At 63.2% G+C, this 23,784-nt stretch carries 22 protein-coding genes; 12 read left to right on the top strand and 10 right to left on the bottom strand.

Annotated elements, in window-relative coordinates; all coding sequences use genetic code 11:
- Positions 1 to 6 precede the first annotated feature (6 nt).
- Both LWF01_RS13855 and LWF01_RS13860 read right to left on the bottom strand, forming a co-directional pair.
- Positions 7 to 1,443, bottom strand: coding sequence for a malate:quinone oxidoreductase (locus tag LWF01_RS13855; protein WP_349640934.1), 1,437 nt, complete (start codon positions 1,441 to 1,443; stop codon positions 7 to 9).
- Positions 1,444 to 1,673: 230 nt separating this feature from the next.
- Complete coding sequence (locus tag LWF01_RS13860; RefSeq protein ID WP_349637951.1) at positions 1,674 to 2,249, bottom strand: 1-acyl-sn-glycerol-3-phosphate acyltransferase; 576 nt, start codon at positions 2,247 to 2,249, stop codon at positions 1,674 to 1,676.
- A 136-nt stretch (positions 2,250 to 2,385) separates the two neighbouring features.
- Between LWF01_RS13860 and LWF01_RS13865 the strand changes: the two genes are divergently transcribed.
- The 3 genes from LWF01_RS13865 (at position 2,386) to galK (ending at position 6,769) form a co-directional block, all read left to right on the top strand.
- Positions 2,386 to 4,185, top strand: a complete 1,800-nt coding sequence (locus LWF01_RS13865) for a hypothetical protein (protein WP_349637952.1) — start codon at positions 2,386 to 2,388, stop codon at positions 4,183 to 4,185.
- A 194-nt stretch (positions 4,186 to 4,379) separates the two neighbouring features.
- Positions 4,380 to 5,522, top strand: a complete 1,143-nt coding sequence (galT, locus tag LWF01_RS13870; protein WP_349637953.1) for a galactose-1-phosphate uridylyltransferase — start codon at positions 4,380 to 4,382, stop codon at positions 5,520 to 5,522.
- Positions 5,519 to 6,769 (top strand): galactokinase, encoded by a 1,251-nt coding sequence (galK, locus tag LWF01_RS13875; RefSeq protein WP_349637954.1) that lies wholly within the window; start codon positions 5,519 to 5,521, stop codon positions 6,767 to 6,769. Before galT ends, galK begins: the two co-directional genes overlap by 4 nt.
- 33 nt (positions 6,770 to 6,802) lie before the next feature.
- On the opposite strand, the gene LWF01_RS13880 is transcribed toward galK, so the two are convergent.
- Positions 6,803 to 7,426, bottom strand: coding sequence for a GNAT family N-acetyltransferase (locus tag LWF01_RS13880; RefSeq protein WP_349637955.1), 624 nt, complete (start codon positions 7,424 to 7,426; stop codon positions 6,803 to 6,805).
- A 116-nt stretch (positions 7,427 to 7,542) separates the two neighbouring features.
- Here LWF01_RS13880 and LWF01_RS13885 point away from each other — a divergent pair, with 116 nt between their 5' ends.
- Complete coding sequence (locus LWF01_RS13885; RefSeq protein WP_349637956.1) at positions 7,543 to 8,109, top strand: type 1 glutamine amidotransferase domain-containing protein; 567 nt, start codon at positions 7,543 to 7,545, stop codon at positions 8,107 to 8,109.
- A gap of 122 nt (positions 8,110 to 8,231) precedes the next feature.
- On the opposite strand, the gene LWF01_RS13890 is transcribed toward LWF01_RS13885, so the two are convergent.
- Both LWF01_RS13890 and LWF01_RS13895 read right to left on the bottom strand, forming a co-directional pair.
- Entirely contained in the window at positions 8,232 to 8,483 is a 252-nt protein-coding gene (locus LWF01_RS13890) for a hypothetical protein (protein WP_349637957.1), read from the bottom strand.
- Positions 8,480 to 9,733 carry an inorganic phosphate transporter gene (locus LWF01_RS13895; protein ID WP_349637958.1) on the bottom strand — a complete coding sequence of 418 codons (1,254 nt, stop codon included), beginning with the start codon at positions 9,731 to 9,733 and terminating at the stop codon, positions 8,480 to 8,482. Before LWF01_RS13895 ends, LWF01_RS13890 begins: the two co-directional genes overlap by 4 nt.
- A gap of 358 nt (positions 9,734 to 10,091) precedes the next feature.
- Between LWF01_RS13895 and LWF01_RS13900 the strand changes: the two genes are divergently transcribed.
- The 8 genes from LWF01_RS13900 (at position 10,092) to LWF01_RS13935 (ending at position 17,838) form a co-directional block, all read left to right on the top strand.
- Positions 10,092 to 10,490, top strand: a complete 399-nt coding sequence (locus tag LWF01_RS13900; RefSeq protein ID WP_349637959.1) for an MmcQ/YjbR family DNA-binding protein — start codon at positions 10,092 to 10,094, stop codon at positions 10,488 to 10,490.
- 210 nt (positions 10,491 to 10,700) lie between these two features.
- Positions 10,701 to 11,351 (top strand): hypothetical protein, encoded by a 651-nt coding sequence (locus tag LWF01_RS13905; protein ID WP_349637960.1) that lies wholly within the window; start codon positions 10,701 to 10,703, stop codon positions 11,349 to 11,351.
- Positions 11,348 to 12,910 (top strand): LLM class flavin-dependent oxidoreductase, encoded by a 1,563-nt coding sequence (locus LWF01_RS13910; protein ID WP_349637961.1) that lies wholly within the window; start codon positions 11,348 to 11,350, stop codon positions 12,908 to 12,910. The genes LWF01_RS13905 and LWF01_RS13910 overlap by 4 nt, the downstream gene beginning before the upstream one ends.
- Before the next feature lie 87 nt (positions 12,911 to 12,997).
- On the top strand, positions 12,998 to 13,570 hold the full coding sequence (locus tag LWF01_RS13915; RefSeq protein WP_349637962.1) for a TetR/AcrR family transcriptional regulator: 573 nt from the start codon (positions 12,998 to 13,000) through the stop codon (positions 13,568 to 13,570).
- 20 nt (positions 13,571 to 13,590) lie between these two features.
- Positions 13,591 to 14,361 carry an SDR family oxidoreductase gene (locus LWF01_RS13920; RefSeq protein ID WP_349637963.1) on the top strand — a complete coding sequence of 257 codons (771 nt, stop codon included), beginning with the start codon at positions 13,591 to 13,593 and terminating at the stop codon, positions 14,359 to 14,361.
- Between the two features lie 335 nt (positions 14,362 to 14,696).
- Positions 14,697 to 16,127 (top strand): MFS transporter, encoded by a 1,431-nt coding sequence (locus tag LWF01_RS13925; RefSeq protein ID WP_349637964.1) that lies wholly within the window; start codon positions 14,697 to 14,699, stop codon positions 16,125 to 16,127.
- Positions 16,128 to 16,166: 39 nt separating this feature from the next.
- A complete protein-coding gene (locus LWF01_RS13930; protein WP_349637965.1) occupies positions 16,167 to 16,664 on the top strand; it encodes a universal stress protein in 498 nt (165 codons plus the stop codon).
- A gap of 79 nt (positions 16,665 to 16,743) precedes the next feature.
- Positions 16,744 to 17,838, top strand: coding sequence for an NAD(P)/FAD-dependent oxidoreductase (locus LWF01_RS13935; protein WP_349637966.1), 1,095 nt, complete (start codon positions 16,744 to 16,746; stop codon positions 17,836 to 17,838).
- A 132-nt stretch (positions 17,839 to 17,970) separates the two neighbouring features.
- Here the strand turns inward: LWF01_RS13935 and LWF01_RS13940 are convergent, their stop codons facing one another.
- The 5 genes from LWF01_RS13940 to LWF01_RS13960 all read right to left on the bottom strand — a co-directional run bounded on the left by LWF01_RS13940 (position 17,971) and on the right by LWF01_RS13960 (position 23,746).
- On the bottom strand, positions 17,971 to 18,495 hold the full coding sequence (locus LWF01_RS13940) for a carboxymuconolactone decarboxylase family protein (protein WP_349637967.1): 525 nt from the start codon (positions 18,493 to 18,495) through the stop codon (positions 17,971 to 17,973).
- Positions 18,496 to 18,632: 137 nt separating this feature from the next.
- On the bottom strand, positions 18,633 to 19,880 hold the full coding sequence (locus LWF01_RS13945) for an MFS transporter (protein ID WP_349637968.1): 1,248 nt from the start codon (positions 19,878 to 19,880) through the stop codon (positions 18,633 to 18,635).
- 1 nt (position 19,881) lies between these two features.
- Positions 19,882 to 21,033 carry an FAD-dependent oxidoreductase gene (locus LWF01_RS13950; RefSeq protein ID WP_349637969.1) on the bottom strand — a complete coding sequence of 384 codons (1,152 nt, stop codon included), beginning with the start codon at positions 21,031 to 21,033 and terminating at the stop codon, positions 19,882 to 19,884.
- Positions 21,034 to 21,155: 122 nt separating this feature from the next.
- Positions 21,156 to 21,425 (bottom strand): YHS domain-containing protein, encoded by a 270-nt coding sequence (locus LWF01_RS13955; RefSeq protein WP_349637970.1) that lies wholly within the window; start codon positions 21,423 to 21,425, stop codon positions 21,156 to 21,158.
- 50 nt (positions 21,426 to 21,475) lie between these two features.
- A complete protein-coding gene (locus tag LWF01_RS13960; protein WP_349637971.1) occupies positions 21,476 to 23,746 on the bottom strand; it encodes a heavy metal translocating P-type ATPase in 2,271 nt (756 codons plus the stop codon).
- Between the last annotated feature and the right edge of the window lie 38 nt (positions 23,747 to 23,784).

Here is a 23,784-nt window from a genome sequence, read left to right on the forward strand (position 1 = left end):
GGCTCTTTAATGCTGTGGCGCGTGGAGTCCCAGCACCTCGTCGGTGCGCTTGGTCACTTCGGAAAGCAACTCAGGGTTCTCATTGAGCCGTTTGCCGTATGAGGGAATCATCTTCCTGAACTTCGGCTCCCACTCGGCGGCCTTCTCTGGGAAGCATTTCGTCAGCAGGCCCAGCATAATCGGAACCGCAGTCGAGGCTCCTGGCGAGGCGCCGAGCAGCGCCGCGATCGAGCCGTCCGCGGCGCTGATTACTTCAGTGCCGAATCCGAGGGCGCCCCCTCGGGCGGCGTCCTTCTTCATGATCTGCACCCGCTGGCCCGCGGTGATCAGGTCCCAGTCTTCCGGACGCGCGTCTGGGACGAATTCCCTGAGCGACTTGAACCTGGCCTCCTTCGACTGAACCAGCTCACCGACCAGGTACTTCACCAGGTCGAAGTTGTCGCGGGCGACGGCAAGCATAACGCCGAGGTTGGAGGGGCGAACCGAGGTGGGCAGGTCGGTGACCCTGCCCTTCTTCAGGAACTTCGGCGAGAAGCCGGCGTAGGGGCCGAATAGAAGGTATGACTTGCCATCGACAACGCGGGTGTCGAGGTGTGGAACGGACATCGGCGGGGCGCCAACGGCGGCCTGGCCGTAGACCTTGCCCTGATGGCCGGCCACTACCTCGGGATTGGCTGTGCGCAGGAACTGGCCACTGACCGGGAAGCCGCCGTAGCCACGTCCCTCCGGGATGCCGGATTGCTGGAGCAGGTGCAGTGCCCCGCCGCCGGCGCCGACGAAGACGAACTTCGCCTGGGTGAAGGTCTTCTTTCCGGACTTGTTGTCCTTGACGGTGACACGCCAGCCTTTACCCCGCCGCTTTACCGAGGTCACCTTATGGCCTTTGCGGATCTCGACGCCGTTGCTTTCGGCATAGTCGAAGAGCTGCCGGCTGAGCGAACCGAAGTCGACGTCGGTGCCGCCCGCGATCCGGGAGATCGCGATCGGGGTGGTGTCCTCCCGATTTTTGAACATCAGCGGCAGCCACTCGGCCTGCTGAGTCCGGTCCTCGGAGATCTCCAGATCGGCAAACAGCGGGTTCTGTTTCAGCGCCTTGTGACGGGAGTTGAGGTAGGACACGCCCTTGTCGCCGGTCGCGAAGCTGATGTGCGGAACGGGATTGATGAAGCTCGACGGAGAGCTGATCCGACCGGTCTCCACCAGGTGTGCCCAGTATTGCCGTGAAACGTGGAATTGCTCGTTGATCGCCAGCGCCTTGGTGGTGTCAACGCTGCCGTCGGCATTCTGCGGCGTGTAGTTCAACTCACAGAGCGCGGCGTGGCCGGTTCCCGCGTTGTTCCACGGGTCGCTGCTCTCCTGCGCGAGCGCATCCAGCTGCTCGTAGACGCGGATTCTCCAGTCGGGCTGCAACTCCGTCAGGAGTGCCCCCAGGGTGGCGCTCATGATGCCACCACCGATCAAAACGACATCGATCTCGTTCTGGCTTTCGTCTTGGTTCAGCAACCGACTCACAGCTTCTTTCGCTCATCCTTCGCACAACGGGGCTCAGCAATCGGACTTTACCGCGCTGCGCGCATCCACCGCTAATCCTCTTAGCAGCCATTGCACTGGCTGCTCTCGCCGCGACGACGGCTCCGGCACCACTCGTTGACGGCAGTTGAGCCGCAGCCCGCTCAGGATTCCTCCCGCAGCCTCGGCTCGGTACGGTTCCTCGGCACGATTCCGTGCTTGTCTTCATAGAACTCGCGAATGCGTTCCATGTCCTGCGAAATATCCGAGGGATGGATAGTCGGTCCGAGCCCTCCGGTTTTCGTCGGCTTGTCGATAAACCCCAGGACGAGCGGGATCCCTGCCGTTTCGGCTATCCGGTAGAAACCGGATTTCCAGAATGCCCCGCGCGCTCTGGTGCCTTCCGGCGCGATCACCAATAGGAATCGCTCACCGGCCTGGATGCGCTCGACGATCTCGGAAACAACCGTCGACGGGTTTTCCCGATCCACCGGGATGCCGCCCGTTGCCCGGCTGAGGTATCCCAACGGGCCCTTGAACAGTGTGTGCTTGCCGAGGAACTTCACCGGGAGGCCGGCATGGCCGGCAATCGCGAGCATCGCAAGGTAATCCCAGTTCGAGGTATGCGGCGCGCCGACAAGAATTGCCACATCCTCCTTGGGCGGGTCGCCCACGAAAGACCAGCCCGTTGCGGTCCAAAGGCGCTGAATCAGTCGCCGCAGCGGGGTCCGGGGAATCATCCGCCAAGGCTACAGGTTTACCGCGCCCTTCCTTGTCCACCGTAGTGCTTTTCCACAGGGACTACACCAGGCACGGTTATCCACAATTTCCGTGCAACGCGATTCGAGTGGGACCTTCCGCTGTTGCATCAGTGACATGAAATCACTCATTCACTCCCTGCGCCGAGTAGCCGCTGTGACGGCTGGCGCCTTAATCACCAGCATCGCGTTGACCGGGTTCGCCGGACTGGCGGCCGCGGACACACCTGATGACATCGTCGGGCATGGTCGCTGGCACAATTCCGGATCCGACAGAACCTGGTATGGCAGCTACCGGACCATCGCCGAGGACAAACCCTGGGCCTGGTGCCTGGATGCCGGCCTCGCCACCCCGTACCGCGCGGCGTTCAAGAACCAGAAGCCGACGAACATCAAGGCGCCGGAACTCGCGTATATGCTGGCCCGCTCGGAAGCCGACACCACGACGGCGAACCATGTCGCCCTCAGCGCCCAGGTGAAACTCAGCAAGGCGCTGCCGCACCGGCACAGCATCCGGGTCGTCGAACCACGCGAGGCGAACTCCGGCTGGGGCGACGCACAGAAGATCTTCGATCGGCTGAGCCGGGAGGCCAAGGCCTACGCTGGGCCCTACAGCGTGCGGACCTCCGTCGCGAAAGACACCGACACCACGGGCACTACCAGCTTCTCGTTACGGTCAGCCTCCGATCAACCAATGGCCGGATATGACTATGCCGTCGACATCGACGGGCCGGCCGAGTTGCTGGTGGCAGCTCCGGCACCCGCTGCGCTAACCGGCAAGACCACCGAATCGAAGACAACTATTCCGCTGAGGTTCACCGGCTCCGGAAAGGTCACCGTGACGGTCACTGTGCGCGGATTGCCGGCCGATCACGTGCAGCTGTACAAGCCGAAGTCCAAGCACGCGAAGAAGATTCAGAACGTCGTCACCTCTGCTGCGTCGACTAAGGCGAAGGGCAGCGCCGGCCTCAAAGTTGTCCTGCCAAGCACACCGCGGGTAACCACGGAGATCTCGGCCAAGCGACCGGAACCAGGCGCGCCCGTCTCGGACAAGTTCACGGTTTCCGGTCTGACCGGCAGGCAGAAGGTGGACGTGGTTCACACTCTGTGGTCCTCACCAGTCAAACCGAAAGAATCCACATCGCCGGCACCGGAGGCCAAACAACTCGGCAGTGTTACCTCGCAAGGAGTCGGGAACGGCACCCACAACTCGCCGGAGATCACCGTGCCTGATGATTTCGCTGGTTGGCTGTACTGGACCGAACGGATAAAGCAGACGTCTACCACCAAGGAATGGAACGGCAGGCACGGACTGAGTGACGAAACTGGATTCGTCGCCTGGCGACCTCAGATCAGCACCAAAGCCTCGTCCAGTGCAGCCGAGCCTCCTGCGACAGTCTCTGATCAGGGCCGCATCGTTGGCGCCCGGCCGGGTTCAACGCTCACCGTGACAACTACCGCCTACGGTCCGCTTGAGCGGGAGCCGGAACCATCGGACCTGGCGCCGGAGCACACCGCGATCCTGAAATCCTGGAAGCAGGAAGTACAGATCGGCGATGACGGCACAGGAAACTACAACACGCCGGAGCTGACAATCGACAAGCCGGGGTACATTACGTTCGTGGCGAGCATCGCAGCCGACGACGTGCACAAAGCATGGACTTCCCAGTTCGGCCAACCCGAAGAGACTGTGCAGCTCGAAGCTCCGCCGGAGGGTGGAGCGCAACCGGAAAAGGAGTCTCCGCCGGATAAACAGACGAAGCCAGAATCCCCGCAGCCGCAAAAGTCTCCCCAAGCCAGGCCGGAGCTGCCAAAGACCGGGCCAGCCGGAGCGTGGATACTTGTCGGACTCGCGATCGCGGTCCTCGGGGTCGGAGTCCTCGCCGTAGGGTTCAGCAGCTCGCGGCGAGCAGAGTAACCGCCGGATGGCCCGGCTCGGGTCTACTGCGAAGAGCAGACCCGGGCCGGGCCGTCGCCGCGATAGCTGAATGGCTTTCGTGATCGTTCACTTTTTGGTTCACTAGGAGGACTGATCACCTTTTCAGGCAGTGGGAACGCCGTGTACTAGGGCATTGTTCCAGTCTCATTGCCTTACCCCTGGAGGACGACGCTGTGCCGAATGAGCAAGAAGTGAACGTGCACATGGTGCGGAAGACGACGAGTCGGTTGGCCGATGGACGTGAGCTTATCTACTTCGATGACACCGAACCGTACGTCTCGGCAGCGGCAGTCCGGGAGGCCGTTGATGTCCGTCCGCTCAGTCCCAGAGAGCCTGCACCGCGTTCCGCTGCCTCGACCAGGCGCGATCCGGTCAGCGGCGAATGGGTGACGATTGCCGCACACCGGATGGACCGCACATTCCTTCCTCCCGCCGACGAGTCACCGTTGGCGCCCACAGGTCCTGGCCAAAAGGTGCCGGGGGAAATTCCTGATACCAGTTACAACGTCGTCGTCTTCGAAAACCGGTTTCCTTCGCTTGAAGGGCCGCCGACAACCTACCGCGACGAGCCGTTGCGGCAGGAACGTTCAGCCTCAGGTCGCTGCGAGGTGATCTGCTTCACCGACAACCCGGCAACCAGCTTCGCCGAGCTACCGCTCTCAAGGGTCCGCACAATCGTCGAGGCACTGACCGACCGGACCCGGGAGCTCTCGGCGCTTGACGGCGTCCGCCAGGTTTTCCCCTTCGAGAACCGCGGTGAGGAAATCGGGGTCACGTTGCATCACCCGCACGGCCAGATCTACGCCTACCCGTTCCTCCCGGCTCGGACCCAGGCCCTGGTTGAACAATCCATTCAGCACAAACAGCAGACCGGGCGAAAACTGCTGGATGATGTCGTCGCCGTCGAATGCGCCGAAGGCACCAGAGTAGTGCTGGAGACCGAACACTTCGTCGGGTTTGTGCCGTTCGCCGCCAAATGGCCAGTACATGTCCAGCTGCATCCGCGCCGTGACGTGGCCGACCTGACTGAGCTTCGCGACGAGGAACGCGCCGATCTTGCCGTCGCCTATCGTGAACTGCTTCGCCGTCTCGACCGGTTCTTCGACCGTCCCCTGCCGTACATCGCTAACTGGCAGCAGGCTCCGGTCGGCGAGGGACGTGACCACGGACGGCTGTACATCGAATTGTTCTCCCTGCTCCGCTCGCCGACGAAGCTCAAGTATCTTGCCGGGTCCGAGTCCGCCGCCGGAGCCTGGATCAACGACACAACGCCCGAGGCAATCGCCGACCGGCTCCGCGAAGTGGCCACACAGTGACCCCTCACCCCCTGATCGTTGAGGCCGAAGAGGCGCAGCCGGACAAGCTGCGGCAGCTGTTCCGTGAAACCTTCCGCCAGGAGCCCGAAGGGATTTTCCGGGCGCCGGGCCGGATCAATCTGATCGGTGAGCATGTCGATTACAACGCCGGACGCTGTATGCCGATGGCGCTGGAACACTCAACATTCCTGATCGCCCGCCGCCGGTCCGATGGCCTGCTGCGGGCCACCACCCGGCTATCCGACTCCGGATTGAGCCGGATTCCGGCCCCGGTGACGGTTCCTTTGAATGGGCTGACGCCGGAACGCTTGTCCCTGCCGGTCGAAGCCGGCTGGGCGCGGTACGTGATCGGCGTACTGTGGGCGCTGATCGGACAGGGCCACGAGGACGTAGCGGCCGGAATGGACCTGCTCGTGGTCGGCAATATTCCGCTGGGCGCCGGACTGTCCTCGTCGGCGGCGCTTACCTGCTCAACCGCACTCGCATGTTCCGAACTGTTCGGCCTGGGGCTGTCCGACGACCACGGCAGAACAGTCCTGGCACAGGCTGCGGTTACCGCCGAGAACGAGATGGCCGGAGCGGCTACCGGCGGAATGGATCAGGCAATCTCGCTGCGTGGCAGCGCGGGCCATCTCATGCTGCTGGACTGCCAGGACTTCAGTACCCGACAGATTCCGTTCGACGCCGATGGCGCCGGGCTGAGTGTTCTGGTGATCGATACCCAGGCGCCGCACCGGCTGGTCGATGGTCAGTACGCCGAGCGTCGTTCGACCTGCGAACGTGCCGCAGCCTCCCTCGGGCTCTCGAGCTTAAGGGAAGCACATGGCAAACCGGTCGATGAGGTTCTAGCCGGACTCCACGACGATGTCTCGATCCGCAGAACGCGGCACGTGCTGAGCGAAATGGACCGGGTCGACGCCTGCGAAAGACTTCTTGACGAGCACCCCCTGAATGAAATCGCCGACAGAATCGGCGAGCTGATCAGCGGGTCGCACAGGTCACTTCGGGACGACTACCAGGTCTCATGCCCCGAACTCGACACTGCGGTCGACGCCGCCATGTCGGCGGGGGCGCTAGGCGCCCGGATGATCGGTGGGGGCTTTGGCGGCTCAGCAATCGCCTTGATTCGTCGGACGCAACTCGACGATGTCGTGCAGGCGGTTTCCGATGGGTTCGTTCGCCATCGGTTCACCGAACCGCGTTTCCTGCTCGCCCGCCCAGCCGACGGGGCGCGCCGCCTGGCCTGAGCTGGTGGGTCAGGCTTGGCCTGAGCTGGTGGGTCAGGCTTGGGCGGCCTGACGTCGCTTCGCCAATCTGAACTCGAGGCCGCTGCGGACCATGGGCCATTCGTGCTCCAGGATGGAAAACACCACTGTGTCCCGGAGCACGCCTTCACTGGTCCGGGTGTGATTGCGCAGAACGCCGTCCTGCTTCGCACCGAGCCGGCCAATGGCCTCCCGTGACTGGTGGTTGAGCCAGTGCGTGCGGAATTCGACCGCAGGGCAGCCGAGGGTTTCGAAGGCATGGCGGAGCATCAACAGCTTGGAATCAGGGTTACTGCCGCTGCCGTGCGAAGAAGCGGCGTTCCAGGTGGAGCCGATCTCAACGCGGGGCGTCGCCGAATCGATGTTCATGTAGGTGGTCATTCCGATCACCTCGCCGGCACCTCCAGTGGACGGGTCTATCAGGCGAGTGGTGAAGGGAAGCATGGAGCCGGTGTCCTGCAACTTCAGCCGCCGGTCGATTTCCGCCGCCATTTCCTCAGGCGCCGGAACGCTGGTGTACCAGAGCTTCCACAGTTCGCCATCCCGGGCGGCCGCCACCAAAGCGTCGTGGTGGTCCTGGCTCAGCGGTTCCAGAACAACGTACTCTCCGGTCAGCGTGGTGGGTTCGATGACAGTCACCAAGCCATGCTAAATGATGAGCATGCGCCCTGCCGGAATAAAAGTGTTCGAACCTTGTTGTGCGAATTACCCGGTCGTTTAACCGCCGGCCACACGCACTTTTACAAGGAGGTCTCATGACTGAGGACATCACGGGTAAGAGGATCGCATTTCTGCTCACCGACGGAGTCGAGGAAGTTGAGCTGACCAGCCCCTGGCAGGCAGTGAAGGACGCCGGTGGCATACCGGTATTGGTCTCGCCGAAACCGGACACCGTCACGGCCAATAATCACGACACAGAGGCTGGCGGCAGCTACCCAGTCGACGTACGGGTTTCGATCGCAAATGCCGAGGAGTACGACTCACTCGTCCTCCCGGGAGGCGTCGTCAACGCCGATTCGCTGCGGACCGACAAGGACTCGGTGGCCTTCACGAAGGCCTTCTTCGAGGCCGGCAAGCCCGTGGCCGCTATCTGCCACGCTGCCTGGATCCTGATTGAGGCTGCAGTCGTCGAGGGCCGGGAGCTGACCTCGTACCCCAGCCTGGCGACCGACCTTCGGAACGCGGGCGCGCGCTGGGTCGATGAGGAAGTCGTCGTCGATAATGGGCTGACTACGAGCCGCAGCCCGGCCGATCTGCCGGCCTTCAACGCCAAGCTGGTTGAAGAGACCTGGGAAGGAAAACACTCGGGCCAGACCGCCTGATCCCACCAGGTTCCCTGGCAAAAGGGGATGGCCTCCGCGCTCCGGGTGCGAGGCCATCTCCCTTTTTTTCTCTGCCCAGGCGCAGGCGGCAGGCCCAGCGCCTGTTCAGACTCCGCCAGGTTCTAGTGCAGCGCGGGGATGATGAAGTAGACGCCCAGCAGTACCGCAAAGCCACAAACAGCGAAGCAGGCGAACCCTGCCGCACGCAGCGACTTGTTTCGCGGGGACATCGAGACACCGTTCGCGGCGTCGACCTCGGCTGAGTCAGAGCTGATCGCCAGTAATCTGACCCCGACCGCGAAGATCGAGACGACGGTAGCCGAGGACACCACGGTCACGACCAACACGATCAGAAATGCGAACCAGTCAATCATCGCGTTTCCTTCCGGTCGCCGGCTACCGCATTTCCTTCGGCAGCCGCCTGCCGCTTCTCAGCGGCCTGTTGCTTCTTGAGCGCGGCGGCTTCACGGCGACGCTGTTTCTTGGACTTGATCTTCACCGCATCACCGGCGTGCTCAACGTCGCTGAGTTGCGGTTCGTCCGTATGCTGCCGACGCGATCGAAGGTAGATGCCAAGTATCACACCGACGCCGAGCACGGCGTCGATTGCGATTCCGATTGTGCCGAGATGCGCGATGAACGCCGTGATAGCGCCGATCACTCCTGCTGCCGGCAGGGTGAACAGCCAGCCAACCGCGATTCGGCCGGCGGTGCGCCAACGGATCGATGCGCCACGGCGACCGAGGCCGGATCCGATCACCGAACCAGATGCGACCTGCGTGGTGGACAGCGCAAACCCCAGATGCGATGACGCCAGAATCGCCGCGCCCGTGCTGGTCTCGGCGGCAAGGCCCTGTGCCGGCTTTACTTCGGTGAGGCCGGTGCCGAGCGTCTTGATGATTCGCCAGCCGCCGGCATAGGTACCGATGGCGATGGCCAGCGCACAGGCGGTGACCACCCAAAGGTGCGGACCAGTTCCCGCCGTCTGGAATCCACCGGCGATCAGCACAAGCGTAATGACGCCCATGGTCTTTTGCGCGTCGTTGGTGCCGTGCGACAACGCCACCAGCGACGACGAGAAAACCTGTCCGTACCGGAAGCCGCCACGACTGTTCGGTTTGGAGTCACGACGCGTGATCGCATAGGCGAGTTTCGTGCTCAGGTAAGCCGCAAATCCGGCAACAGCCGGTGCCATGAAGGCAGGAATAATCACCTTGGAGAGCAGGACGCCATAATCGATGGACTGAAGCCCCGCGCCCACAATGGCTGCTCCGATCAGGCCGCCGAACAGCGCGTGCGAAGAGCTCGACGGCAACCCGAGCAGCCAGGTAATCATGTTCCAGACGATGGCCCCGATCAGGCCGGCGAAGATCATTTCCGGAGAGATCAGCACCCCGCCATCGCCTTCTCGGATGATGCCGCCGGAGATGGTTTTGGCGACCTCCGTGGATAGGAATGCGCCCACGAGGTTCAGCACCGCGGCCAGCGCCACCGCGGTCTTCGGCTTGATCGCGCCGGTCGCAATGGGAGTTGCCATCGCGTTGGCCGTGTCGTGGAAGCCATTCGTGAAGTCAAAGAAGAGCGCTAGTGCGATGACTAGCGCCACCATTAAGGCGAGATCCAAACTTGCGACCCAATCTTGAGAGTTGCTTGAGAGCGGCTCGGAGTAAACCTGTTGCTGACCTGGGCGAGCCACCAGTCGGCGATGTCGACTTGCGCGACGTCAGTACTGCTAAAACGCCTCGCTCACTGTACCGCGAATCGTTCATCTTCTGTTCATTCCATTTTTCGCCCATCAGGCGTACTTCACGCCTGTCCCGGCCATTCCCGCAGCGATGCAGGCGGCTCGAACCACACGCCGCACCGCAGCGCGAGTTCAGCGGTGTTGTACACGTTCATCTGACGGCAGCTGTTCGAAGCCGATGCCACCTTCGAGCAATTCGTCCCTCCCGGATGGCCCAGGTCGGCGATAATCTGATCCGGTGGACCCAAAACAGTTGCGAGATGCCTGCCTCCGCTTTCCCGGTGCGTTCGAGGACTTTCCGTTTGGGCCGGAGGCTTCGGTCTTCAAGGTGCGGGCAGATAGCCGAACCGCGAAGATGTTTGCGCTGTCGTCTCTCGACGCCGTTCCGTTAAGCGTGAGCTTGAAGTGCGAGCCGGCGCTGGCGGAAAGCCTCCGCGCAGGCTATCCGGAGATCACCGCCGCCTATCACATGAACAAGTCGCACTGGAATGGCGTGGACTGCGCCGGGAACCTGGAGAAGCAGATGATCATTGACATGATCGAGGACTCCTACGACCTGGTTGTTGCATCCCTGACCGCACGGCAGCGCGAGGGTCTCGACTGGAGACGGGTCGTCGAAGACGGTGCGATCGACTAGGCAGCGCCGCTGCGTGAAACCTGATTCATTCCGCGACACGGATTAGCTGGATCCCGGTCAGACTGTTCGTCGCTCTGGAACCGGCCCATGTCATCCTGAACGATCTGGAGCAGGCACTGGAGGCGGTCGACGTCGGAGAATCACGAACCCAAGCGGTCTGGTTGCGCGACAAGTGAGTTGTAGCATTTGAACACCGAAGGGAGTGTTGGCATGGCGACTGTCAGGGAAGCTCTATCAGCAACACTGCGGCTGAATCACCTGGACTTCCAGCTGGAGATCATTGCCGATGCCGATGCAACGACGGTACGCGGCTACTGCGATCTGGAAACCGGAACCGCCTGGACGCGTTCCAGCTTCGAATTCGAGAACGAAGCAGCGGCGTCCGGGGAGAGCATCCACACCGATGGCGTCTTCTATCAGAGGGGCGATGCCGAAGACGATGATTGGATGGCCTTATCGCTTCCCTTACCACCGGTAGCTGTCGTCGTCCCCTTGTTATGGCTGTTCGGCGCGGACGAGGACACTGTCCTCTATTCGGACTCACCAATGACGGTGCAGGCATCACGCTCCAAGGCAATCGCCTCCACGCCGAGCCAATGGCGATTGGCGTTTCGAGAGAGCCTGGAGGAAGATTTCGACGGCGTCCTCGGACATACTTTCCCGCTTGAGATTGAGATCAGCGAGAATCCGCTGCACGTCGCCTCGGTGACATTCATGGCCGCGGGAGGCGAGAGCTACCAAGGAACACTGAAGATCAGTCCCACGACGCGGAAGACAATCGACGTTCCGCGGGTCGCCCCGATTGATACCGCCGAGAACTACGTGACGCTGCTAACCGACGAGGATAAATCGAGCCGATGACGGACTACGGACATGAACTGCAGTTCGGGATCTTCCCGACGCCGGACGCGAGCCAGGCGTGTCAGACAATTGAGCTCGCCAAGCTCGCCGATGTGAGCGGTCTCGATCTCGTCACGGTTCAGGATCACCCCTACCAGGCAAAACACTTCGACGCCTGGACCTTGCTCTCGGTGATCGCGGCGCAGACCAGCGCGGTCCGGGTCGCGCCGAACGTCGCCAACCTGCCTCTGCGCTCCCCCGTCGTCCTGGCGCGGTCGATAGCGACGCTGGATCGGTTAACCGGTGGCCGGGTCGAACTTGGCCTTGGCACCGGCGCGTTTTGGGACGCCATCGTGGCAGCCGGGGGCGAACGGCTCGCGCCAAAGGAAGCGGTCGACGCATTAATTGAGGCGATCCAGGTGATCCGAGGCGTGTGGGGCACCGGTTCGGTCTCCGTCGATGGGAAGCACCACCACGTCAAGGGGCTGCACGCTGGGCCGTCCCCGGCGCACGATGTCGGAATATGGCTCGGTGCCTACAAGCCGAGAATGCTGCGGGTGACCGGTCGACTCGCTGATGGCTGGATTCCGAGCATGGGCTACGCCGATCATGCAGACCTGGGTGGCATGAATGCCGCAATCGACGAGGCCGCAGTGGCGGCAGGTCGCGGGCCACAGGCCATCCGCCGGATCTACAACGTCGTCGGCCGGTTCGGATCGGAATCAGGCTTCCTCCTGGGCACGCCCGGTAACTGGGCGGAGCAACTGGCCACCCTTGCCCTCGACGAGGGGATGAGCACCTTCATTCTTGGCACCGACGACCCCACGGTGGTCAGGAGGTTTGCCGATGAGGTCGCGCCGGCCGCCCGTGAGCTCGTAGCGCAAGAACGGGCTCTCCTCGCTGGTTCGGCGGCTCCGGCCGAGCGGACGGAAGTATCTGCCGGAGCGAACTCGGAGCATCGAGCACCGCTTGCGGCGACTCCAACTCCGGACGACGGCATTAGGCTGAGTTCCGCCGTCCCCTGGGACGAATCCTCACGACCGGTCATCCAGCGGCCGAACGACGACTTCTACACGCCTGAGCAGCAGGCCCAGCCCCAGCACCTGATCGACATTCACGACCAGCTCCGAGCCGAGCTCGAGCAGCTCCGTGATGTGCTGGCGCAGGTGCGGCAGGGACAGCTGAACGTCGGCGCGGCCCGGTCGGTGATCAACACCATGACCATGCGCCAGAACAACTGGACGCTCGGCGCCTACTGCGAGTCGTACTGCCGGATCGTCACCGGGCACCACACCCTGGAGGACCGGAGCGTCTTCCGGCACCTGCGGCGGTCGGAGCCGAAGCTGGCCGACGTTCTCGACCGGCTGGAAGAGGAACATCACGTCATCGCCGACGTGCTCGAACAAGTCGATCGATCCCTTGTCGAGCTCGTTGCGGACAAAGGATACGACGTCGAGGGCGAGGTAAAGTTCGATGACTTGCAAGCGGCGATCGACCTGCTCACCGACACTCTGCTGTCTCACCTGGCGTACGAGGAGCGTGAGCTGTTGCATCCGCTGGCACAGCACGGGCTCAGTTGAGCCGCCTCGGCTACGCGCCGTGTGAGCTGGACGACCTCCAACCGAGGGCAAACTGGCAGTTTCTGCCACAAAGCGTAGACTGCTTGCATGACATCGTCACGCCGGTCGGCGGCGTTGCTGAGCGCGTCTGAAAGCTGCGTCGATGCTTTCGTCGAGCGGGGCAACCCATCTTTAACGATCACCGAGCTTGCTTCGAGGGCAGAGATTTCGGAGCGCACGTTCTATCGGTACTTCGCCACGAAGGAAGAGAGCATTCGCCCCGTCCTCGACGAAGGCAACCGCGAGCTGTTGTCATCCCTGCGCGACCAGCCGACGGAGCATGGCCTCAGACCGGGACTTGCTGCCGCATTCGTACACACCATGGGCGAGTCATTCGAACGCCGGACCCGGGCCCTGATGCCGATCATCTTCGGTGATGCCGCGCTGAAGCGGGTGTGGCAGGCAGCGTCCTTCGAGACGGCGGACCTGATCCGGCCCGAAATAGCCCGTCTGATCGACGAACCGGAATCGGCAGCACGGGCCACCGTCGTCGCCGGCCAAGCCGTCGTCGCGATTGTCGTTGCATTGCAGGAGGTCGCCCGCAACCAGACGCCGGCCGCCACTGCGATTGCTCACGCCCTTGAGGCGTCCTCACACCCGCACTTCGCGCGGATCAAATAGGTACGAACTAAGGAATCAGCATGAGTCACGATCTATCAGACAAAGTCATCCTCGTCACCGGAGGCGCGCGGGGCCTCGGAGAGGCGTACGCCCGCGGCATTGTGGAGAACCACGGCCGAGTAGTGATCGGAGACATCCTCGACGAAGATGGACGCGCCGCCGCTGACGCACTCGGGGACTCAGCCCGTTACGTTCACCTGGATGTGACGAACGCAGAGTCATGGAGGGACGCCGTCGAGTTCACCGTCAACGAATTCGGCAAGCTCAATGGTCTCGTCAACAACGCCGGTGTCTCTGCCTCCGGCCAGACGGTTGCGGACGAGTCACTCGAGACATTCCAGCGAATCATTCAGATCAACCTCGTCTCGGTGCACATGGGGATGCACACAGCCATTCCTTCCATCCGAGCAGCCGGCGGCGGATCGATCGTCAACATCTCCTCCGCGGCAGGGCTTATGGGCATGGCACTGACGAGTGGCTACGGGGCTGCGAAGTGGGGCGTGCGCGGTCTCAGCAAAATTGCCGCCGTCGAGCTGGGCCGGGACAAGATCCGGGTGAACTCGGTCCACCCGGGCATGGTGCTCACGCCGATGACCGCGCCGACCGGCATCAGTCTTGAGGAGGGCGCCTTCCCGAACAATCCGTTCCAACGTGTCGGCCGAGCCGAAGAACTGGTTGGTGCCGTGACCTATCTACTCTCCGACGATTCCTCGTACACGACCGGCGCCGAGCTGGCGGTCGATGGCGGCTGGACCGCAGGTCCTTCGATCGAGTACATCTCGGGACAGTAGCGCCCGACCACGGCCAAAGGCCGCCGAGCAGAAAGAAGGGCCCCTGGCCAGCGTTTTCGCTGGTCAGGGGCCTTTCTTCGTGCTCCTAGCTGCACAAGGTTCAAACTCGCGGCGCGCTCAGCGTCGACCTTGCGCTGACGGGTCATCGGCACCGTGGTTCCGCACAACGGCGAGACCTCGGAAGGCTGACGGAATCACTCCTGCGCCCGTCGCCTTATCCACATGAGAAGCTCTTCTATTTTCTCGCGGGAGAACTGTAATTGACCCGTACCCCCTATGGGTATAGGTTATACCCCGTCGGGGTACGCCGACACAGGTTCTCAGGAGGAAATCACATGTCTACCCACCCGCCCAGATCGTCAGCGAAGCGGTGGCTCGGCCTGGTGCTAATCGCCACGGCGCAGTTCGTTGTCATCATGGACACCTCGATCATCGGTGTCGCCCTGCCCGATATTCAAAGAGATCTCGGCTTCACGCCGGAGTCCCTGTCCTGGGTGTTCAACGCCTACGTGGTCGCCTTCGGCGGCCTACTCCTCCTGGGAGGTCGCCTTGCGGATGTCTTTGGCGCGCGCAAGATATTCGTGCTGGGCTGGATCATCCTGATCGCGGGATCGGTACTGGCGGGAGCCGCCAGCAACGTCGGACTCGAAATCGCGGGACGCGCTATCCAGGGCGCCGGATCCGCAATGATCGCGCCAGCCGCGCTCACTCTGCTGATGATGCTCTTTGGCGGCACCTCCGATCTCCCCAAGGCCTTCGCGGTTTACGGCGCAGCAGCACCGATCGGCGGCACAGCCGGAGTCTTCCTCGGCGGGGTGTTGACCGAGTATGCGAGCTGGCCTTGGGTCTTCTACGTCACGATTCCGATCGCGGCCTTCGTCCTCGCATTTACGGCAACGGCGCTCCCCCGCACCCTCCGGAAGGAGTCAGGGTCGATCGACATCGGCGGCGCACTCACAGTGACAGGCGGACTCGCCGCGGTCGTCTACGCCGTTGTCAATGCACCGGAGGGCGGTTGGCTCACATTGCCCACCCTCGGCGTGCTGGCCGCAGGCATCGTACTGCTGGTGATTTTCTTCATCATCCAGGCACGAAGCCGCAATCCACTGCTGCGACTCAGCCTGCTTCGCGCACCTCTGCTTGGTGCCGCGAATGGTGCTCAGCTACTGCTGGGGGCGGCCTGGGTATCCATGTGGTTCTTCCTGAACCTGTATCTCCAGCAGGTTCTCGGCGCGGGTGCCTTCGCTGCCGGCGCCGCACTACTTCCGATGACCGGCCTTGTCGTTCTCGTCATGGTCGCGTTGGCTCCGCGCCTTCAGGAGAGATTCGGCGCGAAATCGCTTATCGTCAGCGGCCTCCTCTTATTGGCGGCCGGGCTCGTGTGGCTTTCCTTCGTTCGTCCGGACGGCAACTACGCGGCCGATGTTCTGCCCGCATCGCTCCTGGCGGCCCTCGGAATGTCACTAGCGTTCGTTCCCTCGCTCGGTACCGCCATCAACGCGGCACCTCCGGCCGAGACCGGCGTTGCCTCGGGACTGGTGAGCACGAGCTACCAGATCGGATCCGCGCTCGGACTCGCGGTGCTCACGGCGATCGTCTACGGCATCTCCGGAACCGACCCCTCCCGAGTAGAGCTGACCCAGGGATATTCGGCCGCCTTTATCGGCGCAGGAATACTCGCCCTGGTCGGAGCAATCATCACAGCCATTGCGATGACTAAGCCCCGGGCGTCTGTTCCTACGGACGATGAATCAATCTCGGTCTAACAGGCAGCCCAACCAGCAACGACTAGAAGGGAAACACCCATGTCCACTCCAAAACTGCTAATCGCCTACGACGGGTCACCCAACGCACAGTGTGCGATTCACACCGTCGCAGGCCTTTTCCCAGGCGCGACAGCGGTGCTGCTCTATGCCCGCCAAACAATGGAGGGCTTCGCAGCGCACCTGGAAGGGCATCCGGCACTCGAGAAACTGCAGGGCCTCGACGCCGCGGCGCTCGACGCTTCGGAACAGATTGCGGCCGATGGCGCGCAACTGGCCCGCAGCCTCGGCCTGATCGCCGAGTCGCTGATCTCCTCCACGATGGCCACAGCATCCGAAACCATAGTGGACACCGCCGAGGAACTGAATGTCGACCTGATCGTGCTCGGTTCCCGCGGCTTGCGTGGCTTCAAAGCGACCTTGCTAGGGAGCACCTCGGCGAGCGTCCTTCACCATGCCACCCGCCCGACCCTCGTGATTCCTTCGGATTCGGTGGCTGTGGCTCGCCGCAACAGCCGGGTAGCAGCGGCCACAGAGTAGGACATCGCCAGCGTCGGGACTGTCGGATCTGTCAGGCAGCGATGCCTGACAGATCCGACAGCAGTGTTAAATTTGCCCGATGAGTGGGCCAGCCGAGCGGGTGCGACGACGTATCGCTGTAGTCGGCGCCGGAGTCGTCGGAACGGCACTCGCCTATTATCTCGCTCGGGACGGCGCGCAGGTTCTGCTCATCGATGAACGACATGCCTGCGGAGGTGTCACAAAGGACTCATTCGGGTGGGTCGGCCTCTCCGCTTCCGCATCTGACCCAGACCAGGCGGCTTTGCGCCATCTCGCGTCGACCGACCTCGATCGCATCGAGGACGAGCTCCCCCTCCCGGTTTCGCTTCGCCGGAACGGAGCGCTGTCCTGGTCCGCTGAACGAGGAAATCCTGGCTCAGTCCCGACTTTCCACCAGGAACCGACTTCATCGGTTCGCATCGTCAGCCGTCCCGAGATTCAGAAACTCGAACCGAGCCTGATCAATCCTCCTCAGTCAGCCGTGTTCGCCGAGAACGACGGAAGCGTCGACCCCGTCGCGCTGACGTTGTCCCTCCTCCGAGGGGCACAGCACTTCGGAGCGACCCTATCGCCGGAAACCCGCGTGCGCGAAGTACACATATCCAACGGCAGAGTCAGCGGACTGCGGACCGTGACCGGCACGATCGACGTCGATACGGTTGTCCTCGCCGCGGGCACGGAAACGACCGGACTCGCACGCACCGCCGGCGTGCGCGTACCGATCAATCCGTCGCCATGCATCCTCATGCGGTTCACCACGCCGAAACGCCTCCTGAACCGGATCGTCTCAGGCCCGGAGTTTGAGTTCCGGCAAGCTACCGACTCGATGCTGCTCGCGGCCGAGGACTATGTCGACGACTCCCCAGAAAACGGACCCGAAGCACTCGCGCGGCTGACTCTCGAAACTATCCATAACGAGATCGCCGGCTCACGGGACGTCGCCCTCTCAACCGTGTCTGTCGGTCGCCGCCCGATTCCCGAAGACGGCCGCCCGGTCATTGGAAGCGCGGCGGTGGGCGGCCTGTACGTCGTCTCAGCCCATGCTGCGGTCGCGCTTGCCTGCGGTATCGGTCGCTTGGCGGCGGAAGAGATCATTCAGGACCGCGAGCTCGAAGCCCTCAAGCCGTTCCGGCCCGCTCGATTCGCGGGGTGATCAACGCGGCGACTGCTCGGCCGAGTAACGCGGCGACTGCTCGGCCGAGTAGGAGCCCGATGGGCTGACTCGAATCACCGAGAGAATTTTGGGGCGCCCGAGTTGCAGTCTCGCCGTCATCCGCCGTGTGTCTTAGTCGGGCCTACCCGGCGTGAGCCCTGCCATGAGGTTGAACGCTCCGGTGAGGATGTTGAGTGCAACGATGCCGACGACATCGGCGATCTCGCGGTCGCTGAAGCCGTGAGCCCGGAGGTTGTCGACCTGCTCGTCGGTGATAGCGGTGGGCTCTCGGTAGACCTGGACGCCGAGGGCAATGATCGCGGTCAGGGAGGAATCGGCAGACGACCCCTCGTGAGCCAGCTCAATTTCCTCTTCGCTGATGCCGAGCGACCGAGCGGCAGCGACGTGCGACTGAAGGCACAGACCGCACCCCTGTTGAGCCTGTACGGCAATGGAGATGCGTTCGCTGATCTTGCGATCCAGTTTGGCGCGCCTCAGGGCTCGGCTGAGTTGGAGATATCCGCCGAGCACGGCCGGCGAATGCGCCATCGTTGACACCATGTCACCGACCTGACCATGCCGGTCAACCAGTTCGCCGAGCAGATCGCGCGAGGCGCCTACGGCAGTCTCGGGAGCGAGGCGGGAAAGACGGGGCATGGTGACTCCTTGGTGTCTCGAATCGATCTGGGGCGAAGGTCTGATGTCAGATCTCGTGATAGTACTTCGATACTACCCTATACCGGTACGGGGTATCATAGCCAGGCAGCACAGTGCATGCACGGAGGGTGAATCACCTACGTCATCGACTGATGTTTTGGGGTTTTCGCGGGCCTGCGCGGCAAATCGTCCGGATGCGGAAGGTCGGGAATGCGGATGCGCTTCACCGTTGCGACCGCGCAGAGTACGCCGATCACAGCTCCCAGGGCCATCATCGCTCCCTGGAGGGAGATGAGCGGAACGAGCAGGCCGGCGATGATCGTGGGCACGCCGAAGGCGAGGTAAGAGACGGTGTAGATGACGGCCATTACCGCCGCGCGTTCGGCCGGATCTACCCGTGGCATAAGTGTCTTCAGAACCCCCATGAAGGCCGTTCCAAACCCAGTTCCCACCACCGCGACGGTGACCAGGTAGGCAGGGAAAGAGTGCAGGGCCAGGGCTCCCAGGTTCAGTGCGGTGCCGATGCCGAGAGCGGATGTCCCATAGACACTGACGACGCGGGCCGAGCTGCGATGGAGCAAAACGGATGCGATTATTCCTGAAACCGCGAAGATGGGAATGGTGATGCTCTGCTGCGCGTGCGTCGTCGCGCCGAACTCGATCTTGACAACAGAAGATCCGAGCGCGAGGAACAACCCGTTCGTCGCCCAGCCAGCGATGATGGCGGGGACGGCCACCTTGAGCGCACGGCGCATCTTTGCGGGAACAGCAGGCCGCGAAATGGTGCTCGCGACCCGGAGGCGCACCGAGCGCGTTGCCGCTGGCGTCGCCCACACCAGTGCGGCGATCAGAAGGAACACAACAGTGAGCGAACCGAACACGGCGCCGGTGGGGTTGGCCAGGAGGTCTAGGACGATCGCCGCCGTGATCGCGCCGATCCCGAGCCCGGTCATGGCCGCGATCGTGTTCCACAGCGAGGCAGCCTCCGATTGCTTGGGAGGCGCGAAGTCGACAACCATCGCAGACAAGGCCGGGAGCAGCAGGCCCGCGGCGATCCCTTGGAGCGACCGGGCCACGAGCAGCATGGTCAAGCTATCCGACTGCCAGAACACCACCAGGCTCACGGCCAGCAGCACGGACCCGACCGTGATGACAGGACGTCGACCGACGGCGTCCGAGATTGCCCCGGTGAGCAGCAGCGCCGCGAGCATGGTGAATGCGTAAACAGCGAATATCAGCGTCGTCGCGACAGGCGGCAACCCCAGCTGCTCGGCGAACCGCGGGTAGAACGGAGAGGGTGCACTGGCTGCAACCATCAGCAGGATGGTCGCTGCGATAGCGAAACCGAAGCTTCTGCGGTGACCCGCAGCTGTGTAGGCCGGCATTTTAGGAGCGTGCCTCGTGGAGGCGCTGGCTCCATTGGTAAACCGCGCCAACCGCGTCGATGCCGCTTGCGCCGACCACGGTGTCACCCTGCTCGTGCAGAACAATGAAATCCTCGGTGTCCTCGACGCGCGTGTCGGGGTGTCCGGTGTAACCGACTCCGGAGATCATCTGCCCATAGATCATGGCCATGTAGGCGCTTCGAGGCCGGTACGGGCCCGGGTCTTCACCTCGGCCTTGCTCGTGGAGCAGCATCTGAGCGGCGTGTGTTCCTTGCGCGGCCCCATCGTCCCAATGGTCGATGCGCCACGTTCCGAGGTAGTCGTCGTGATGCTCGGCTACGCCTCCGGCCGCGTAGACGCTTCCGAGGCCGTGCACGCGGAGCCGGTCGTCTACGACCACCCCTTCGCGCCAGGGCGCAGGAGCTAGGGGTTTCGTGCCGAGGGCGAAAATGACGAGGTCAACGATGAGGTCGGTTCCGTCGTCGAGGTCAACGACCGTCGCATCCGTTTCGGGATGAACCCCTTTGATAGTGCGGCCGAAGTACGTGGTCACGCTGGCCTGATGATCGGCTGCGATGCGCTCGGCAACCGGCCTGCCGAATGTGGCGATCCCCGGTATTCTACTGCGGGCGATCAGGCTTATCCGGTGACCTTGAGCCTGCAGCGCCGACGCGGTCTCAGACGCGGTAAGTCCGGCGCCATAGATCGCAATTCGCGCCGGTCTGCCACACGCGCGGACCGCCTCCCTGATTCGCACGGCGTCCTCTAGCGAATGCAGGGCGATCAGAATTCCGGCCTCTTCGGCATGTTCCGCGCCCGGCACATCGGCGTCCAAGCCGCGCGCTCGGCTTCCGGTCGCGACGATAAGTGAGTCATAGGCAATCGCTGCGCCAGAGGCCAACCGAATCTCGCAGGTTTCAGGATCGACGTACTCGGCAGTATCTGCGATGAAATCGGCTTGCGGCATGGGCAGCCGAATGAGCTCGGGAGCGGCTAAACCGTATGCGACACCTTTGATGAGCATGCGCGTGTACGGGGTCTCGTCAGTTTGCCCGACGATGGTGGTCGTGATGTCATCCCGACCGGCGAGGGCGCGAGCGGCGGCAGTGCCCGCCGCTCCGGCGCCAAGTATCACGGCATGGTTTGCGGACATGTGTTGCGTTCTCCAATTTCGGGTGAGTGGCTGCGGCGGTGTGAGCGTTGCCATCAGGTCCGTTCCGGTCAGCGGAGTTCGCGGCGCACGAGAAACGGGCCGCGAACTCCGCGTCCGTGCTGTTACTTCAGGTTGGCGGCGTACTTGGCGGGGTCCGAGTCGAAGGCTGGGCCGCATCCGGCGCAGCAGAAGTAGTACCGCTCGCCCTCGTGGTCGCGATACAGACCGGCCGCTTCAGCAGCCATCTTGCTGACGGGAGTGCCGACCATGACCGGACAGGTGGTCATATCGTCGCTCGCGCCGCCGAGCAGATTCCTACCATTGCCCGCCGCTGCAGGGTTGGGCGTGCTCGTGCTGCAACAGCTGGAGGTCACTAGGAGGTCGTTCGTCATTACGGGTGAGTCCCTTCGTATTTTCTGTGCGATGGTGTGGGGCCAAAGCGTCACTGCTTGGCGACGCTTTTGAACCCGCGCAGGCGCAAACTGTTGCCGACGACGAAGACGCTGGATAGTGCCATCGCAGCCCCTGCGAGCATGGGGTTGAGCATGCCGAGCGCCGCGACGGGAATCGCTGCGACGTTGTAGGCAAATGCCCAGAACAGGTTGGTCTTGATCGTTCCGAGCGTCTTGCGGGACAGGCGGATCGCGTCGGCCGCGCTGCGCAGGTCGCCGCGCACCAGAGTGATATCGGACGCTTCGATCGCGACATCGGCACCGGTGCCCATTGCAAGGCCGAGGTCGGCTTGAGCGAGGGCGGGGGCGTCGTTGACGCCATCGCCGATCATCGCGACGGTCTTCCCCTCGCTCTGCAGCCGGGTGACAACGTCGACCTTGTCCTTCGGGAGGACTTCGGCGATGACCTCCTCGACGCCCACCTCTGTGGCGATCTGCCGGGCGACTGCTTCGTTGTCACCGGTGAGCAATACCGGGGTCAGGCCGATCGCCTTGAACTGTGCGATCGCTTCCGCGCTGGTCGGCTTGACCGTATCGGCCACGACGAGGATGCCTCGCGCCTGGCCGTCCCAACCCACCGCGACGACTGTCTTGCCTTCGCCCTCGGCGCGCGCCTTAGTGGAAACCAGTTCGCGGCTTAGCTTCTGAGACCACTCGGCGAGCAGTGACTCACGGCCCACCAGTACGGCGTGGCCATCGACAACGCCCTGCACACCCTTGCCTTCGACGTTCGCGAAGTCCTCGGGGGTCAGCAGTGCACCGACCTCCTGCGTTGCACCCTTGGCGATCGCCTGCGCGATCGGGTGCTCCGAGGCATCCTCCAACGCACCGGCCAGCCGCAGCAGCTCGGCCCGATCGGTGCCCGGCTCAACGACCACATCGACGAGCGTCATCTTGCCGGTTGTGACGGTGCCGGTCTTGTCCAGCACGACAGTGTCGATCTTGCGGGTCGATTCCAGCACCTCTGGGCCCTTAATCAGCACACCCATCTGCGCGCCGCGGCCGGTGCCGACCAGCAGCGCCGTCGGTGTTGCCAGGCCGAGTGCGCAGGGGCACGCGATCACGAGCACGGCGACCGCAGCGGTGAAAGCCGCCGTCACCGGGAATCCAGCACCAAGCCAGCCGCCGAGTGCGGCGAACGCGATCACAATGACGATCGGCACGAACACGCCAGAGATCCTGTCGGCCAGGCGCTGCACTTCGGCTTTGCCGGTCTGGGCGTCCTCGACGAGCTTGGCCATCTGCGCCAATTGCGTGTCCGACCCGATCCTGGTCGCACGCACCACGAGCCGACCGCCCGCATTCGTTGTAGCCCCGGTGACGGTGTCACCCTCTGCAACCTCAACCGGGACAGCTTCGCCCGTGAGCATCGATGCATCCACCGCGGAGGTCCCGGAGACCACGACACCGTCGGTGGCGATCTTCTCCCCCGGACGCACGATGAACTCGTCACCGACCCGCAGGTCCTCGACGGGAACTTTCGTTTCGATGCCGCCGCGCAGTACCGACACCTCTTTCGCACCGAGTTCGAGCAGTGCTCTCAAGGCTGCGCCGGCCTGCTTCTTGGACCTCTTCTCGAAGTACCGGCCGGCGAGGATGAACATCGTAACTCCGGCGCCCACCTCGAGGTAGATGTTCGCCGCACCATCGGAGGGGGCCAACGCGAACTCGAACGCGTGAGTCATACCTGGTGTTCCCGCGGTGCCGAAGAACAGCGCGTACAACGACCAGAGGAACGCAGCGGAGGTGCCCATGGAGATGAGAGTGTCCATCGTCGCGGCGCCGTGCTTGAGGTTCGTCCACGCTGCCTTGTGGAACGGCCACGCCGCCCACAGGATGACCGGGGCCGCCAGCGCCAGCGACGCCCACTGCCAGTAGACGAATTGCAACGCGGGGATCATCGCCATCGCGATCACTGGCACGGTCAACACGATCGCGCCGATCAGGCGATTGCGCAGTGAGATGAGCTCCGGGTCCGCGTCGTCGGCGTCACCGGATGATGCGCCGTCCTTCTTACTGCCCGTGGGCGCCGGCACCGCTGCGGTATACCCGGTCTTCTCGACCTCGGCAATCAGCAGCGCCGGGTCGTACCCATCCGGCACGGAGACCTGGGCCTTCTCGGTCGCGTAGTTCACGGTCGCGGTGACACCGTCGATCTTGTTCAGCTTCTTCTCTATCCGCATCGCGCAGGAGGCGCAGGTCATCCCGCCGATCTCCAACTCGACGCCTGTGCCCACGCTCGGGGGTGCTGATGTGCTCATGCCGTTATTCCTTTTCTTCCCTGTAGCTGAGGGCTGCA

Source organism: Saxibacter everestensis, from assembly GCF_025787225.1.
Lineage (GTDB): Bacteria > Actinomycetota > Actinomycetes > Actinomycetales > Brevibacteriaceae > Saxibacter > Saxibacter everestensis.